The 14,299-nt window shown below is 73.4% G+C and carries 17 protein-coding genes; 10 read left to right on the forward strand and 7 right to left on the reverse strand.

Translation table 11 applies throughout. The features are described 5' to 3' along the window. Window positions 1-157 precede the first annotated feature (157 nt). From cobU to cobT, 3 genes are read right to left on the reverse strand one after another with little or no spacing between them, the layout of a single operon-like run. Window positions 158-685: a bifunctional adenosylcobinamide kinase/adenosylcobinamide-phosphate guanylyltransferase gene (gene cobU / locus IEZ24_RS05595; protein WP_129456466.1), complete on the reverse strand. Its 528-nt coding sequence runs from the start codon at window positions 683-685 to the stop codon at window positions 158-160. 24 nt (window positions 686-709) lie between these two features. Continuing rightward, a complete protein-coding gene (locus tag IEZ24_RS05600) occupies window positions 710-1,474 on the reverse strand; it encodes an adenosylcobinamide-GDP ribazoletransferase (RefSeq protein ID WP_242498578.1) in 765 nt (254 codons plus the stop codon). A gap of 4 nt (window positions 1,475-1,478) precedes the next feature. Beyond that, window positions 1,479-2,519: a nicotinate-nucleotide--dimethylbenzimidazole phosphoribosyltransferase gene (gene cobT, locus IEZ24_RS05605; RefSeq protein WP_129456467.1), complete on the reverse strand. Its 1,041-nt coding sequence runs from the start codon at window positions 2,517-2,519 to the stop codon at window positions 1,479-1,481. Between the two features lie 53 nt (window positions 2,520-2,572). On the opposite strand from cobT, the gene IEZ24_RS05610 reads away from it, so the two are divergent. The 7 genes from IEZ24_RS05610 (at window position 2,573) to IEZ24_RS05640 (ending at window position 7,522) form a co-directional block, all read left to right on the forward strand. Further along, window positions 2,573-3,106, forward strand: a complete 534-nt coding sequence (locus tag IEZ24_RS05610; RefSeq protein ID WP_129456468.1) for a 2'-5' RNA ligase family protein — start codon at window positions 2,573-2,575, stop codon at window positions 3,104-3,106. A 21-nt stretch (window positions 3,107-3,127) separates the two neighbouring features. Then, window positions 3,128-3,331 (forward strand): hypothetical protein, encoded by a 204-nt coding sequence (locus tag IEZ24_RS05615; RefSeq protein WP_129456469.1) that lies wholly within the window; start codon window positions 3,128-3,130, stop codon window positions 3,329-3,331. A 7-nt stretch (window positions 3,332-3,338) separates the two neighbouring features. Continuing rightward, window positions 3,339-4,439 (forward strand): threonine aldolase family protein, encoded by a 1,101-nt coding sequence (locus IEZ24_RS05620; protein WP_129456470.1) that lies wholly within the window; start codon window positions 3,339-3,341, stop codon window positions 4,437-4,439. Continuing rightward, entirely contained in the window at window positions 4,436-5,467 is a 1,032-nt protein-coding gene (gene ctlX / locus IEZ24_RS05625) for a citrulline utilization hydrolase CtlX (RefSeq protein ID WP_129456471.1), read from the forward strand. Before IEZ24_RS05620 ends, ctlX begins: the two co-directional genes overlap by 4 nt. 81 nt (window positions 5,468-5,548) lie before the next feature. Then, on the forward strand, window positions 5,549-6,148 hold the full coding sequence (locus IEZ24_RS05630) for an RNA polymerase sigma factor (RefSeq protein WP_242498579.1): 600 nt from the start codon (window positions 5,549-5,551) through the stop codon (window positions 6,146-6,148). Then, a complete protein-coding gene (locus tag IEZ24_RS05635; protein WP_129456472.1) occupies window positions 6,141-6,830 on the forward strand; it encodes a hypothetical protein in 690 nt (229 codons plus the stop codon). Before IEZ24_RS05630 ends, IEZ24_RS05635 begins: the two co-directional genes overlap by 8 nt. Before the next feature lie 59 nt (window positions 6,831-6,889). Beyond that, window positions 6,890-7,522, forward strand: coding sequence for a hypothetical protein (locus IEZ24_RS05640; RefSeq protein ID WP_129456473.1), 633 nt, complete (start codon window positions 6,890-6,892; stop codon window positions 7,520-7,522). Between the two features lie 67 nt (window positions 7,523-7,589). Here the strand turns inward: IEZ24_RS05640 and IEZ24_RS05645 are convergent, their stop codons facing one another. Further along, window positions 7,590-9,572 (reverse strand): PhoX family protein, encoded by a 1,983-nt coding sequence (locus tag IEZ24_RS05645; protein WP_224744922.1) that lies wholly within the window; start codon window positions 9,570-9,572, stop codon window positions 7,590-7,592. 190 nt (window positions 9,573-9,762) lie between these two features. Further along, window positions 9,763-11,037, reverse strand: a complete 1,275-nt coding sequence (locus IEZ24_RS05650) for an endonuclease/exonuclease/phosphatase family protein (protein ID WP_129456475.1) — start codon at window positions 11,035-11,037, stop codon at window positions 9,763-9,765. A 198-nt stretch (window positions 11,038-11,235) separates the two neighbouring features. On the opposite strand from IEZ24_RS05650, the gene IEZ24_RS05655 reads away from it, so the two are divergent. Further along, the gene (locus IEZ24_RS05655; protein WP_129456476.1) at window positions 11,236-11,655 is read left to right on the forward strand and encodes a hypothetical protein; all 420 of its coding nucleotides are present in this window, start codon (window positions 11,236-11,238) and stop codon (window positions 11,653-11,655) included. Window positions 11,656-11,735: 80 nt separating this feature from the next. Next, a complete protein-coding gene (locus IEZ24_RS05660) occupies window positions 11,736-12,350 on the forward strand; it encodes a hypothetical protein (protein ID WP_129456477.1) in 615 nt (204 codons plus the stop codon). A 64-nt stretch (window positions 12,351-12,414) separates the two neighbouring features. Here IEZ24_RS05660 and IEZ24_RS05665 read toward each other — a convergent pair whose 3' ends face one another. Continuing rightward, window positions 12,415-12,852 (reverse strand): Hsp20/alpha crystallin family protein, encoded by a 438-nt coding sequence (locus tag IEZ24_RS05665; protein WP_129456478.1) that lies wholly within the window; start codon window positions 12,850-12,852, stop codon window positions 12,415-12,417. A gap of 134 nt (window positions 12,853-12,986) precedes the next feature. On the opposite strand from IEZ24_RS05665, the gene IEZ24_RS05670 reads away from it, so the two are divergent. After that, window positions 12,987-13,289 (forward strand): MerR family transcriptional regulator, encoded by a 303-nt coding sequence (locus tag IEZ24_RS05670; RefSeq protein ID WP_129456479.1) that lies wholly within the window; start codon window positions 12,987-12,989, stop codon window positions 13,287-13,289. Here the strand turns inward: IEZ24_RS05670 and IEZ24_RS05675 are convergent. Continuing rightward, a complete protein-coding gene (locus IEZ24_RS05675) occupies window positions 13,281-14,264 on the reverse strand; it encodes a 5'-3' exonuclease (RefSeq protein WP_129456480.1) in 984 nt (327 codons plus the stop codon). The two genes, IEZ24_RS05670 and IEZ24_RS05675, sit on opposite strands and share 9 nt — an antisense overlap. Window positions 14,265-14,299 lie beyond the last annotated feature (35 nt).

Consider the following 14,299-nt stretch of genomic DNA (forward strand, 5'->3'; position numbering starts at 1 on the left):
GCCTGCGGCAAACCCGCCAGATACGCCCGTTCAATCACCAACCGCTGATCCGCGGTCAACCTCACTCCCGGCATGCGCCGCAACCTCTCACCTCACGATCGAGTTGCAACAACCGGTTGAGTTCGCCGCGTGCTACTCGACCAGCGATGGGGAAGGGTCACAGCCGCAGGACGCGGCCGGCCACCACCAGGTGCACCTCGTCGCACGCGGCGGCGACGCGCTGGTTCACCAGGCCGAGGAGGTCGCGGAAGAGCCGGCCGGAGCGGTGCTCGGGCACCACGCCCAGGCCGACCTCGTTGGTCACCAGCACGACGTCCTGCTCGCACCGGCCGAGTGCGTCGACCACCTCGTCCGTACGGGCGAGCACGAGGTCGTGGACGGCTTCGGAGTCGTGGTCCCATGCGTCCGCGGCGTCGATGACGGCGGTGAGCCAGGTGCCCAGGCAGTCGACCAGCAGGGGGTCGCGGGCCTCGGCGAGCACGCCGGCGAGGTCCTGCGTCTCCACGGTTCCCCACGAGTCGGGGCGACGGGCGCGGTGGGCGTCGATCCGGGCCGCCCAGTCGGGGTCCTGCTCGCGGTCGGGCGGCGTACCGGTGGCGACATAGGTGGCGGGGGCACCGCCGATCAGGTCCTCGGCGTGGGTCGACTTGCCGGACCGTACGCCGCCGGTGACCAGGATCCGCATGGCGCGCATCCTGTCAGAGCCTGATCAGGCAGTCGCTGCCGCCAGCACCAGCACGGCGAAGGACACCTCCACCGCCGCGCCGAGCACGTCGCCGGTGATCCCGCCGAGACGGCGTACGCACCGCAGCAGCAGCGCGAGCACGACGCCCACCATCGCCACCAGCCCCAGCAGCAACGACCACGGCGCGTCGAGCCCGCGTCCGGCGAGGGTCACCGCCACGGCAGCGAGCACCAGCGTCGCGATCGCCCCGAGGACGGGCACCGCGCCGATGCAGGTGGCGCCGAGGCCGTCGGGTCGCGCGGCGGGCACACCACGTACGCACGCCAACGCCAGCGACGCGCGCGACACGCAGACGAGCAGGCCCACGACCCACCATGCGTCCTCGTGGCGGAGCACTGCCTGGAGCCCGGCCGCCTGCAGGCTCGCCACCAGCACGACGGCGACCACACCTGCCGGTCCCACGGGACCGGTGCGCATCACCTCGAGCGAGCGGGCAGGGGAGTAGGACGCGGTCAGCCCGTCGGCGGTGTCCGCGAGGCCGTCCCAGTGGAAGGCACGTGTGCCGAGGGCGAGCGCCAGCACGACGGCGTACGCCGTGGCGAGGGGCGGCAGGTCGATCCACCCGGCCAGCACGACGAGCGCCGCCGCGGCGACCGCGAGCGGCAGCGCGGCGAGCGGCGCGAGTGCCATCCCGAGTCCCGCGACCCTGCGGTCCACCACGCTGGGCGCGGGGACGCGCACCGCCGTCAGCGTGCCCGTGGCGAAGAGCCACGCGTCGCGCAGGAGCACGTCCTCAGCCCGGCAGGATGTCGGACAGCAGCGCCACGTCGCGCAGCACGGCGACACCCGAGCGCAGGACGGGCAGCGCGGCCACGGCTCCGGAGCCCTCGCCGAGGCGCATGCCGACGTCGAGCAGGGGCTCGAGGCCGAGGGACTTGAGGGCGTGGGCCTGCGCGGGCTCGGTCGAGCGGTGACCGGCGACCCACCAGGCAGCCGCGCCGGGCGCGATCGCCTGCGCGACGACCGCGCACGCGACGGACATCAGGCCGTCGAGGAGCACCGGCACGCCCCGGACCGACGCCTCGACGAGGAAGCCGACGGCCGCGGCGAGGTCTGCACTGCCGAGGGCGGCGAGCAGGTCGACCGGGTCCTCGGCGCGGCCCTCCGTCCGGGCGAGCGCAGCGGCGACCACGTCGCGCTTGCGCGCCCACCCGTCGTCGTCGATGCCCGTGCCACGGCCGGTGACCTCGTCGGCGGGGAGGCCGAGGAGGGCCGCGACCAGCGCGGCGGCCGGGGTGGTGTTGCCGATGCCGAGGTCGCCGGTCATCAGCAGCTGCGCCCCGTCGTCGACGTGCTCGCCCGCCACCGCGGCGCCGAGCGCCAGGGAGCGCTCCACCTCGTCGCGGGTGAGCGCGTCCTCGAGGTGGATCGCGCCCGAGCCACGACGTACCTTGCGCGCCGTGACCTCGGCCGGCAGGTCGGACAGGTCCGCGTCGACCGCGACGTCGAGCACGCTCACCCGTACGCCGTGCTCGCGGGCCAGCGCGGACACACCCGCCTGTCCCGCCACGATCGTGCGCACCATCGCCTCGGTGACGGCGGCGGGGTAGGCAGAGACCCCGTGCGCGGCGACGCCGTGGTCGCCGGCGAACACCACGAGGCGTACGTCGGTCAGTGGCCGGGGCGGCACCTCGCCCTGCGCGGCGGCGACCCAGGCGCCGATCTCGCCGATCCGGCCGAGGGCGCCGGCTGGGGTGGCGAGGGCGGCCAGCCGCTGCTGGGCGAGGGCGGCGATCTCGGGTGAGGGCGGGGCGATGCGCGACGACTGGTCCATGGCCGGACCAGCCTAGTGACGTCCGCTCACGGTGGGCCTGCCAGTCTTGCCGCGTGCCCGGTCATACCGTCCTCCAGCTCCCGGTCCCCGCGCTCGAGGAGTGGGTGCGCACCCGGACGGCCCACTACGACGGTGGGTTCGTGTCGGAGGACCCGCGGTTCGGGCACGCCCACATCACCGCGCTCGGTCCCTTCGACCCGGCGCCGTCGAGGGAGACGCTGGACCTGGTCCGCTCGATCGCCGCGGAAACGGACCCGGTCGCCGTACGGCTCGAGCGGCTCGCGCAGTTCCCCAACGGGATCATCCACCTCGTCCCGGACCCCGACGACGCGCTGCGCGCGCTCACCGCCCGACTGGTGGCCGCCTTCCCCGAGTGGCCGCCGTACGACGGCCAGTTCGAGGACGTACGCCCGCACCTCACCGTCGACGCGGCGTCGGACGCTGCGTCCGACCCGGTGGACCTCGCCTCGACGGCGCGGCTGCTCACGGACGTGGTGCCGGTCGACGTCGTCCTCGACCGGCTCCAGCTCGCGTGGTGGGAGTCGGGGAGCTGCCGGGTGATGCACGAGTGGTGGCTGGGAGGTTGACCGGGATGGCAGGATCGCCGCATGGCTTCATGGGCGCACCTCGAGATCACCGTCGACGACCAGGGCAACGTGGAGGTCGGCGGCTACAACGCCGACCCGGAGGCGCTGGTCGAGGGCACCGAGTCGTGGGAGGACCTGCTGTCCACCCTCGGCGTCAACGGCTGGGAGCTGGTGCAGGTGATCCCCGGACCGGAGACGACGTACTGGTTCAAGCGCCACGCCTGACGTCCGCGTGAGCGAGCTCCGCGACCGCTTCCGCGCCGCGTCGGCCTCCGCCGAGGCGATCTTCTGGCGCGCGCCGTCGACGCCCGCGGCGACGTTCCGCGACCTCGCGGCGTACGCCGAGGAGCACGACGTCGCATGGGACCGCTACGGCGAGGGCGGCGCGGTGGCGCAGCTCGAGGCAGAGGTCGCCGAGCTGCTCGGCAAGCCGGCCGCGGTGATGTTCCCCAGCGGCGTGATGGCGCAGCAGGCCGCCCTGCGCGCGTGGTGCGACCGCTCGGGGTCACGCCGGGTCGCGCTCCCCGACCTCTCGCACCTGGTGCACCACGAGCAGGACGGCCCGCGCCGCGTGCTCGGCCTGGAGCTCGAGTGGCTGACCACCGGGCGGGAGACCCCCACGGCCGAGGCCCTCGACAAGGTGGGGGGACGCCTCGGCGCAGCGCTGGTCGAGCTGCCGCTGCGCGACGCCGGCTGCCTGCTCCCGACGTGGGACGAGCTCGTCGAGCTGTCCGCGGCGGCACGCGGGCGCGGTGTGCCGCTGCACGCCGACGGCGCCCGGATCTGGGAGTCGGTGCCCCACTGGGACCGCACCATCGCGGAAGCGGCCGACCTGTTCGACTCGATGTACGTCTCGCTCTACAAGGGGCTCGGCGCCTCGAGCGGCGCGCTCGTCGTGGGCCCCGAGGACCTCGCCGGCGAGCTGCGGTCGTGGCGCCAGCGGATGGGCGGCACGATCTTCTCGATGACGACCGCCGCCGTCGGCGGGCTGATGGGCCTGCGCGACGGCGTGGAGCGGTTCGGCGCCTACCGCGCCTGGGCGATCGACCTCGCGGCCGCGCTGCGCGAACGTGGGATCCGGACCTTCCCCGAGGTCCCCCACATCGCGACCTTCCTCGCCTACGCGCCCGGCACGGCCGAGGAGGTCAACGAGCGGGTCGTCGCCCTCGTCGAGGAGCGCGGCGTCGTGCCCTGCGGGCTGTGGAGCCAGGCCGACGTGCCGGGCTGGGTGCAGACCGAGCTGACCTGCTACGAGGCCGCGATCACACGCGATCCGGGACAGGTCGCAGCGTTGGTGGCCGAGGCCGTCGGGGCCGCTACATTCCTCCCGTGAGTGCCCAGGCCCCTTCCGCAGTCATCCTCATCCGCGCGACCAGCTTCGTCCCCAACCCGGCGACGGCGGCCGACAACGCCTTCCAGTCCGACGTGCCCGCCGGGCAGTCCCAGGAGTCGACCGCGGCGCACGCGCTGGCCGAGATGGACGCGCTCGCCGAGGCGCTGCGCGCGGTCGGCGTACGGGTCCACGTCTTCGACGACGACGACCACACCCGCCCCGACAGCGTGTTCCCCAACAACTGGGTCTCCACCCACGCGGGCGGCACCGTCGCCGTCTACCCGATGTACGCCTCCAACCGCCGCCACGAGCGTCGCGCCGACGTCCTGGAGATGCTCAAGTCGGAGTACCGCGTCCAGGCGATCGTCGACTACTCCGGCCTCGAGCCGGACGGCATCTTCCTCGAGGGCACCGGCGCGATGGTGCTCGACCACGTGTCGCGGGTGGCCTACACCGCGCGGAGCCACCGCGCGGACATCGCCGTGCTCGAGCGCTTCTGCACCGACTTCAACTACGAGCCGATGGCCTTCGACGCCGTCGACTCGCACGGCGTGCCCGTCTACCACACCAACGTCATCGCCTGCATCGGCACCGACGTCGCGATGATCGCGCTCGAGATGATCCCCGACGAGCACCGCCGTCAGCAGGTGCGCGAGCGGCTCGAGGTCACCGGGCGCACGATCATCGAGCTCACCGAGGAGCAGATCCGCGAGTTCGCCGGCAACGCCGTCGAACTGTGCGGGCGTACGGCCGACGGCCGGCGCCGCTACGTCATGGCGATGTCGGCCCGCGCGAAGCGCTCCCTGACACCCGAGCAGGTCGCCACGATCGAGGACTCCTGCGAGATCGTCGCCGTGGACATCCCGACGATCGAGCTGGCGGGCGGCTCGGTGCGCTGCATGATCGCCGGCGTCCACCTCGACCACCGCCGCCCCCTCGCCGAGGCCGAGCTCACCGAGGCCGTCGCGGCCATCAACGAGGACAACCCGGTCACCCCCGACGGCCGCTTCGTCGACGGCAACGCCTGACGCGCCCAGGTCACGTCCGGTCGGTGGGAACCTCTCGGGTCGCGGCGGTGTAGACACTCTGCTGGGCCCCTCTGGACGGGAGTGACGATCAGCACCGACGACGCCAGCCACGACTCCAGCCAGGACGGGAGGGACGACGCCGACCTGGTCGGCCGGGTGCGCGCCGGGGACACCGACGCGTACGCCGTGCTCGTGCGCCGTCACGCCCGGGCGGCGCTGCGCACGGCCGTCCTCCTGGGAGCGGGGAGCGACGCCGAGGACGTGGTGCAGGAGGCGCTGGTGAAGGCGTACCGGTCGCTGGGGTCGTTCCGCGCCGACCGGCCGTTCCGGCCCTGGCTGCTGCGGATCGTCGCCAACGAGACCCGCAACGCCCACCGGTCGGCCGTACGCCGGACCGGCCGTGAGGAGCGGCAGGCCCGGGACCTGTGGGCCGAGCTGCTCGACCCGTCCGCGGCCGTGGTAGACCGGGAGGAGAAGGCCCGGCTGCTGGCCGCGGTCGCCGGACTGCCGGACAAGCTGCGCCTCGTGGTGGCCTGCCGGTACCTGCTCGAGCTCGACGAGGCGGCCACGGCCGTCGTCCTCGGTGTGCCCCGCGGCACCGTCAAGTCGCGGCTGAGCCGGGGCCTCGCGCGGCTGCGCGAGGACCTCGCCACGACGATCGAGGAGGTCGACCATGCCTGACGCGCTGGAGGAACGGCTGGCCGCGCTGGCCGCGGACCTGCGGGTGCCGGTGCCGGACCGGCTCGAGGGTGACGTCATGCGTCGCGTCGCCACGGCCCGCCCGCGTCGACGGTGGCGCCGCTGGCTCGCCGGGCTGGTCGCCGGTCTGCTCGGCGCCGGAGTCGTGGCCTCGCCGGTGGGTGCGGAGATCCGCGGGTGGCTCGGCCTGCCGGGCGTCTCGGTGACGTCGGGCGACCCGGTCGAGGAGACGCCCACCGTGCCGCCGGCGACCGGACCGACCGACCTCCAGCGCGCGGAGCAGCTCGCCGGCTTCGCGCCCGTGGTGCCCGCCGAGCTCGGCTCGCCGGACGGGGTGGAGGTCTCGGCCGACGGGCTGGTCGTGTCGCTGACGTGGTCCACGGAGGACGGGACGATCCGGCTCGACCAGCTCCGCGGCGACGTCGAGCCGCTGTTCTGGAAGACCGCCGACCACGCCGAGCGGGTCCTCGTCGCCGGCGCCGAGGCGCTCTGGCTGCCGACGGCGCACCGCGTCACCGTCGTCCCCGAGGGCGGCTCGGTGCGCGAGCTGCCGTCCCGGCTGGCGGCCCCGACCCTGCTGTGGCTCCACGGCGACCTCACCCTGCGGCTCGAGGGCGACCTCGACCTCGGGGCGGCCACGCGGATCGCTGAGTCGATCGCCTGACGGAACCCGGCGCCCCGCGGCGGTGTATCCCCGGCAACCCGTCGCCCCGAGGAGGAGCCATGCGCAGGATCCTGGCCGTCGTCGTGCTCGCTCTCGCACCCGCCGTCGGCCTGCCGGCCGCGGCGAACGCCGGTGGACCCACGAGCGTGCTCGTCACCCAGCCCGGGCAGTCGGCCGGTGCCCTGTACTACGACGACGCGGCGTACGACGCCCTGCTGGAGCTGCTGCCGGTCGGTGAGACGCGAGGCAAGCCGCTGCCGCCGGGTCGGAACGGGACGGACTACACCCTGACGTGGCTGATCCACGACGTGGAGCCCTGGCGGTGGGATCGCATCCGCATCGATGGGGACGGCAACGCGTGGGTGGCGACCGCCATGACGGCCGGCGCCACGCCCGGGTGGGAGCCTCTCGGGTCGCCGCAGGACGAGGCCCTCGCGCAGCTCCTCGCAGGAGTCCTGGGGGACTCGGCGACCCCGACGGTGGTCTCGGTGCCCACGGACGTCAGCCCAGCGCCGGCGACGCCGGAGGTCGCGCCGCCCGCGCCTCCCGCGCCGTCGACCGCGTGGTTCCCGCTCACCGGCTGGCGGTGGGCGCTGCCGGGTGCCCTGCTGGGGCTCGCGGTCGGGGCGGTCGCGGCGCGGCGCGACCGGGACGCGGAGCCGCGTCAGGTGCTGGTCGGCTCTGGGGCCTGAGCCCCAGGAGCGGGATCGTGGAGGTTCCGAGCCACCCCGTGACCCGGAACCTCCACGATCTCCTCGCTCAGTCGCGCGTCACCTGCACGACCGACGGGCGCGGGCCGGCGAACTCGCCGGCGCCGGCGGTGGCTCCGGCCGGCACGAAGTCGGGGAAGCGCGACTGGGGTGCGTCCCAGGAGCCGTCCTCGCCCGGGTGCTGGACGGCGACGAACACCGAGTCCTCGCGGTCGCGGATGACCGGGCCGCACGTCTCGGCGCCCGACGGCACGGCGAGGAACTGCTGCACGCGGCCGCGCTCGGGGCCCTCGACGGGCACCTTGAACAGCGCGTCGTTGAGCTTGATGGCGCCGGGCTGGCCGTCGGTGGAGACCCAGAGGTTCCCGACGCTGTCGAAGGCGACGTTGTCGGGGCAGGAGATGGGGGAGACCGGTCCGTCCCAGCCACCGAAGTAGCGTCCGGCCGACGCCTCGTCGCCGCAGACGAGGAACAGGTTCCAGCCGAACGTGGCGGCGGTGTGGTCGCCGCCGGTCGGGATCATCTCGACGACGTGGCCGTCCTTGTTGGCCGGACGGGGGTTCGCCTCGTCGACCTGTGCGGCGGTCCGGCTGGTGTTGTTGGTGCAGGCGACGTAGATGCGGCCGTTGCGCAGGTTGGGCTCGACGTCCTCGGGGCGGTCCATCCTGGTCGGCTGGACGGTGTCGGCGGCCAGGCGGGTGTAGACGAGCACCTCCTCGGTCGTGAAGCCGGGGACCACGGACTGCCCGTCGCGGGTCAGCGGGAGCCACTCACCGCTGCCGTCGCTGACGCCGTCGCCGAGCCCGTCGCCGGTGAAGCGGGCCACGGACAGGTCGCCCTCGCTCAGCAGCCGCAGGTTGTGGCGGCGCGCCTTCGCGCTGCTGCCGGGGCGCATCCGGTCGCGGGAGACGAAGCGGTAGACGTAGTCGAACCGCTCGTCGTCGCCCATGTAGGCCACGACGCGGCCGTCGCGGTTGACCACGACGGTGGCGCCCTCGTGCTTGAAGCGGCCCATTGCCGTGTGCTTGACCGGGGTGGAGGTCGGGTCGCTCGGGTCGAGCTCGACGATCCAGCCGAAGCGGTTGGGCTCGTTGCGGTAGTCGTCGGTGGTGGCGTCCCAGCGCGGGTCGAGCGAGCGCCAGTTGCGGGAGTCCTGGGTGGCGGAGAGGCCGTACCGCTTCTCCTTCGGGTCCGTCCCGGTGGCGCGGAAGTACTGGTTGAAGTTCTCCTCGCCCGACAGGACGGTTCCCCACGGCGTCGTTCCGCCGGCGCAGTTGTTCATCGTGCCGCGGACCGTGCGGCCGGTCGGGTCGGCCTTGGTCTTCAGGAGGTCGGAGCCGGCGGCGGGGCCGTCGACGGCGAAGACGGTGTCGAGGGTGATGCGTCGGTTGAGGCGCGCGCCCGGGACGTACGTCCACACGTCCCCGCGCCTGCGGCGTCGCAGCTCGACCACGGACATGCCGTGCGCCGCCCACGCCGTACGGATCACGGTCGCCGGGTCGCTGCCGGGCGGGAACATGATGCCCTCGTTGGTGTACTCGTGGTTGCACACGAGCAGCGCGGTGGTGCCGGCGCGGTTGGTCTCGATGATGTCGAGGTAGTCGTTGTTGTAGCCGAACTGGCCGGCCTGCGCCTCGGGCGACTGGTCGGCGGGGTCGAAGGTCGGCGCACCCGGCAGGATCGGGTCGCCCCAGCGCAGGATGGTGTCCCAGCGGTAGCCGGCGGGGACGGTCACGTCGTCCACGGTCGTCGCGACGGGTGCGATGGGGGTGAAGGGCAGCCTGCCCGCGGAGCCCGGGCCGCCTGTGCCCGGTCCGCGGCTCGGCGCGGCGGCCACACCTGTGGCGGGGAGCGCCGTGAGGGCGGTGACGGTGAGGCCGGTGCCGACGACCGCGCGACGGCTCAGGACGGAGGAGGCGATGTCGCGGAAGTACGAGGTCTCGGTCGTGTTGGGCACGGGCAGGGAGCAGGCGTCGCCGCAGCGCAGGTGGCACGTCACGGCGCTGCGGTTGCCGTGGGTCTGGCCGGCCATCGGCAACAGGGTGCGGCTCGGGCTCGGGCTCGGGCTGAGGCTCGGGGTCGGGCTGTGGGGCATGGGGGGACTCCGGGGATCTGAGGTCGGACGGACGGTCCGACTCTTCTCACCCGGGTGGCCCGCCGAGGGACCGGCGGGTGGACGTCAGGTGAACGTCCGCGGGCCCCTCGGCGAAGCGGCTGACGGGTCAGCGAACGGGCGCCCGCCCGGTGCGTACGTCGACCCAGACCAGGCGGTGGTCGCTCGCCGGGAAGGGGAAGGTCCCCACCAGCCGTGTGAACAGCGGGTCCGACGACGTCAGCCAGTAGACGCCGGCGTCCCGGACCGCGAGACGCTCGCTCGGCAGGACGTAGTCGGCGCGCAGGTTGCCGGGGGCGCCGTCGGCGAAGTCGGCAGTGTCCTCGGCGGCGGGGCCGGTGTGGGTCAGGTTGGCGCCACCGTCGCGGACGGCCGCCTCGACGGCGCCGGCCGACGTCGGGTGCGGGTCCTGGACCCGCGGGTGGTCGAGCAGCTGGAGGATCGCGTCGTCGTAGGAGTCTCCGTCGAAGGGGTCGGCGTTCTGGTCGCCGGCGATCACGAAGTCCTGCCCGCGACCGAGGCCGCCGGTGTCGCCCTCGTCGTCGTAGATGTAGGCCGCCGCGCGCCCGCCGGTCACGTAGTCGGCCCAGAAGCGGATCTCGTCGTGGTTGCGCTTGCCGTTGCGGTCCTCCACGCCGTCGAAGGTGGGCGGCGTCGGGTGGGAGACGAGGAAGTGGACCGGCTTGCGGCCGGGGATGCGGATCGGCACGTCCCAGTGCGACTTCGACGACAGCCGGAAGACGTCGAGCTCCTCGGGGGAGTACCAGTCCGCCGGCGCGGGCGTGGTCGGGTCGTCCGGGAGGACGGCACCCGGCATGTCCTTCCAGAGGAAGTGCTGGAAGGTGCGGACGTCGTCGGCGGCGATGGGGTACTTCGAGTAGACGACCATGCCGTACTGGCCCGGGAAGAAGCCGAAGCCGAAGGCGTCGTCCCCGCCGCCGATGGTCCCGTTGTTGTTGAGGTCGAACCCGCTCGGTACGCCCGTGTTGACCGGGGCGACGAAGTAGTAGGGGTAGTCGACGGGCGCCGCGCCGTTGTGGCCCACCTCGAGGTAGTTCTCCCGGAACAGCTCGGCGGCCCGGCCGTCCTCGACGTAGTCGAACTCGTTGACCAGCACGACGTCGGGGTTCGTGCGCTGGATCGTCTCGGCGACCGCCGCGGCCTGCGCGTTGCCGGGGGTGGACAGGTCCGCGACCAGCTGGCCCTCCGCGTTGCGGTTGAGCGAGGCGTTGAAGGTCGCGAACCGGACCTCGCTGGGCTTGCCGTGCCTTCCCTGCTGGTCGGCTCCGGCCGCGGCGGGTGCGGTGACGGCCACGGTGGTGGCGCCGGTGACGGCGAGGGCCGCGACGGCGGCAAGGGCGAGGCGGGTGGGCCGAGTACGCATGGGGGGTGCCTTCCGGGAGGGGGTCTCGCCAACGTACGACGACTTCCGGGCGCCGGGGAAGGCGGGTGCCGATGGATTCGGCGAGCGGTCGCCACGCGTTCGCCGCCACGTCACGTGCGTAACAGTTGCGGGTGCCCCGGCGCTGTAGTGGAGAAGAGGCGTGGCGAAACAAGCCACGCCGCTACCAGGAGGAACTCCATGTCTGTCTCCACCCGCTTCTGCGGTCTCGCGGCCACCGCCGCGATCACCTTCGCCGGTTTCGCGGTCGCTCCGTCGGCCACCGCCGACGAGACCACCGAGACGGTGCCCTGCGCCTCGCAGCAGGCCAAGGTCGACAAGGCCGAGGAGGCCCTCGAGCGCGTCACCGCGGTCTTCGCGCGCCAGCAGGCCAAGGTCAAGAAGGCCAAGAAGGTCGTCGAGCAGGCCGAGGCCGGCCGCGAGAAGGCCCTCGCCCGCAAGGCCCTCTCCAAGGCCAAGGACGTCCGTGACGAGACCAAGACGACCAAGCGCGCCCAGCAGCAGCGCCTGGCCAAGGCCGAGGAGCGCCTCGCCACGTGCGAGGCCGAGGAGGCGGCCACCACGCCGACCCCCACCCCGACGCCGACCACCACGGCCTGACGCGTCCGACTCGCACCGGGACCCCTCACGGCACCGCCGTGGGGGGTCCTGTCGTTCCCGGGACTGAGATGCTTGCGCCCGTGATCCCCACTCCCCGGCGTACGGCCATGCTGCTCATCGGATGCCTCGTGCTCGGCACGGGGGTCTCGCTGCTGCTCGCTGCGGACCTCGGCTCCGACGGCTACTCGACGTTCGTCAACGGCCTGACCATCTCGACGGGGGTCGACTTCTGGATCATGAACCTGGTCGTCGGCGTCGTGCTGGTGGCCCTGGCCGCGCTGCGGAAGGTCTACCCGGGCATCGGCACGGTGGTCCAGGTCGTGCTGGTCGGCGTGACGGTGTCCGTCGTGCTCGACCTGCTGACGACACCGGACGCGCTCGGGTGGCGACTGGCGCTGCTCGTCGCGGCGTTCCCGGTGCTGGCCGTGGGCATCGCGCTCTACCTCGGGAGCCACACCGGGGCGGGGCCAGCGGAGGCGGCAGCGCTGGCATGGGACCCGCCGGTGCCGTTCCGGTGGAGCTACAGCGTGGTGCAGGGCGGGGGAGCGCTGGGCGGCTGGCTGCTCGGCGCGACCGTCGGCGTGGGGACGCTCGCAGTGATCCTGCTCCTCGGGCCCGCGGTGGACCTCGCGGCTCGACTGATGTCCCTCGATCTCCACCAGGAGACGGATCCCGTCGAGGAGCGAGCGTCCTGACGTGCGGCCGCGCGGCCGCAGCACACTGCGCAAGGGCTGCGGTCCGCGCGACCGGGGGTGCGGGTCAGGCCGTGAGCTCGGCGCGGTCGCCGGACCGGCTCGACCCGGACTGCGAGATCTCGATCTTGCGCGGCTTGGCCTTCTCCGCGACCGGTACGACCAGGCGCAGCACGCCGTCGGCGTACGCCGCCTCGATCCGGTCGAGGTCGAGGTTGTCCCCGAGCACGAGCTGGCGGCTGAAGGCGCCACGGGGCCGCTCGGCCGCCAGCGGCTCCCAGTCGCCGTTGCGTGCGACCCGCTCGGCCCGCACGGTCAGCACGTTGCGCTCGACGTCGAGGTCGATGCTGTCGGTGCTGACGCCGGGCAGGTCGAACTCGATGACGAAGCGGTCGCCCTCGCGCCACGCGTCCATCGGCATGACCGCGGGGCGGTTGGTGGTGCCCATCAGCTGCTGGGTGAGCCGGTCGAGGTCACGGAAGGGGTCGGTGGTTCGCAGCAGCATCGTGTCCTCCTGGATGTGACGGGTGGACCTCCCGGTCCACGACCTGTATTTGTGGTTACAGGTTTTTTATAGCCACTGCATGAGGCAGAATCAAGGCCACCGACCGAGAATTTCCTGCGACCCGAGGAGGACCCATGGCCGCCCGCGACCACGGTGTCTACGCCATCTCCGTGGCGGCCGCGATGGTGTCCATGGAGATCCAGAACCTGCGCGTCTACGAGCGGCGCGGCCTGCTCACGCCGGACCGCACGGCCGGGGGGACCCGGCTCTACAGTGCCGACGACGTCGAACGCCTCGAGCGGATCCGTGACCTGCTGGCCGACGGTCTCAACCTCGCCGGCATCGCGCGGGTGCTCGAGCTCGAGGACGAGGTCGTCCGCCTCCGCTCCAGGCTCGACCGGGCCGAGGGCCGGGCCGCGGGGGAGCAGTCAGCCTGAGGCGGGACGGCTGGTCAGCACGCGCACCGCGAAGTCGGTGGTGAAGTCGTTGTCGAGGAAGCCGACGACGCTCGTGACACGGTCGAGGTCCAGCGGCAGCAGCCCCCGCGAGCCCGGCAGGTCGGGGGTCAGGCCGAGGTCGAGGTCGTCGCGACCGGACATCATCCGGACGTTGAACTCGTAGCGCTCGCGCGCGCCCTCCGCGGACAGGCGGCGTACGACCGTGGTCCCGACGCGTCGTCCGCCGGTCTCGGCGGCCCAGTCGTCGAGGGCGGCGAGGAGGTTGCGGCCCTCCTCGTGGTCGATGTCGGCCCACACCGCGTCCATCGACCCGGCGACGTCGAGCAGGATCGCCGCGGTCTTCTCCCCGATGCCCTGCACGCCGGGCAGGTTGTCGGAGGAGTCGCCGCGCAGCGCTGCGAAGGCGAGGTAGTTGGCCGGGCGGACGCCGTACAGGTCGAACAGGCGGGCCGGGTTGAGCATCGGCGAGCCGTGGATGCCGCCGTCGATGAGCCGCAGCACCCGGGTGTGGTGGCTGATGTGGGCGAAGGCGTCGCGGTCGGAGGTGATGATCACGCAGTCCCACCCGTTGGCCGCCGCCCAGGTCGCCCCCGATGCGTTGACGTCGTCGGCCTCCAGCCCGGGCGGGGTGAGGGTGGCCAGGCCGAGCGCGTCGAGTAGCGCGCCCGCCCGGTCGAGCTGGTCGACGAGCTCGGGGTCCTTCTCCGCGCGCCCGGCCTTGTAGTCGGGGTAGAGGTCGCGCCGCACCGATCCGGTGCGGTCGTCGAGCCCGAACAGCACCGCGTCGGGGGCGAAGGAGTCGATCGACTCGAGGATCTGGCGCAGCATCCCGTGCAGCGCCCAGATGGGGCGGCCCTGCCGGTCGCGCAGTCCGGTGTGGGAGCGGGCGTGGTGGTTGCGGTGCAGCAGTGACGGGGCGTCGACGACGAGCAGCAGCCGGCGGGTGCGGGTCACGGCGCCATGCTCGCACGACCCCTGCGAGCGCCTGC

The sequence above is a fragment of the Nocardioides ganghwensis genome (genome assembly GCF_014779655.1).
GTDB classification, from domain to species: Bacteria; Actinomycetota; Actinomycetes; order Propionibacteriales; family Nocardioidaceae; genus Nocardioides; species Nocardioides ganghwensis.

Coding starts and splice junctions, on each gene's coding strand:
- cobU (WP_129456466.1), bottom strand. CDS start 685: ATGCGGATCCTGGTCACCGGCGGCGTACGGTCCGGCAAGTCGACCCAC.
- IEZ24_RS05650 (WP_129456475.1), bottom strand. CDS start 11,037: ATGCGTACTCGGCCCACCCGCCTCGCCCTTGCCGCCGTCGCGGCCCTC.
- cobT (WP_129456467.1), bottom strand. CDS start 2,519: ATGGACCAGTCGTCGCGCATCGCCCCGCCCTCACCCGAGATCGCCGCC.
- IEZ24_RS05655 (WP_129456476.1), top strand. CDS start 11,236: ATGTCTGTCTCCACCCGCTTCTGCGGTCTCGCGGCCACCGCCGCGATC.
- IEZ24_RS05670 (WP_129456479.1), top strand. CDS start 12,987: ATGGCCGCCCGCGACCACGGTGTCTACGCCATCTCCGTGGCGGCCGCG.
- IEZ24_RS05635 (WP_129456472.1), top strand. CDS start 6,141: ATGCCTGACGCGCTGGAGGAACGGCTGGCCGCGCTGGCCGCGGACCTG.
- IEZ24_RS05615 (WP_129456469.1), top strand. CDS start 3,128: ATGGCTTCATGGGCGCACCTCGAGATCACCGTCGACGACCAGGGCAAC.
- IEZ24_RS05665 (WP_129456478.1), bottom strand. CDS start 12,852: ATGCTGCTGCGAACCACCGACCCCTTCCGTGACCTCGACCGGCTCACC.
- IEZ24_RS05640 (WP_129456473.1), top strand. CDS start 6,890: ATGCGCAGGATCCTGGCCGTCGTCGTGCTCGCTCTCGCACCCGCCGTC.
- IEZ24_RS05645 (WP_224744922.1), bottom strand. CDS start 9,572: ATGGCCGGCCAGACCCACGGCAACCGCAGCGCCGTGACGTGCCACCTG.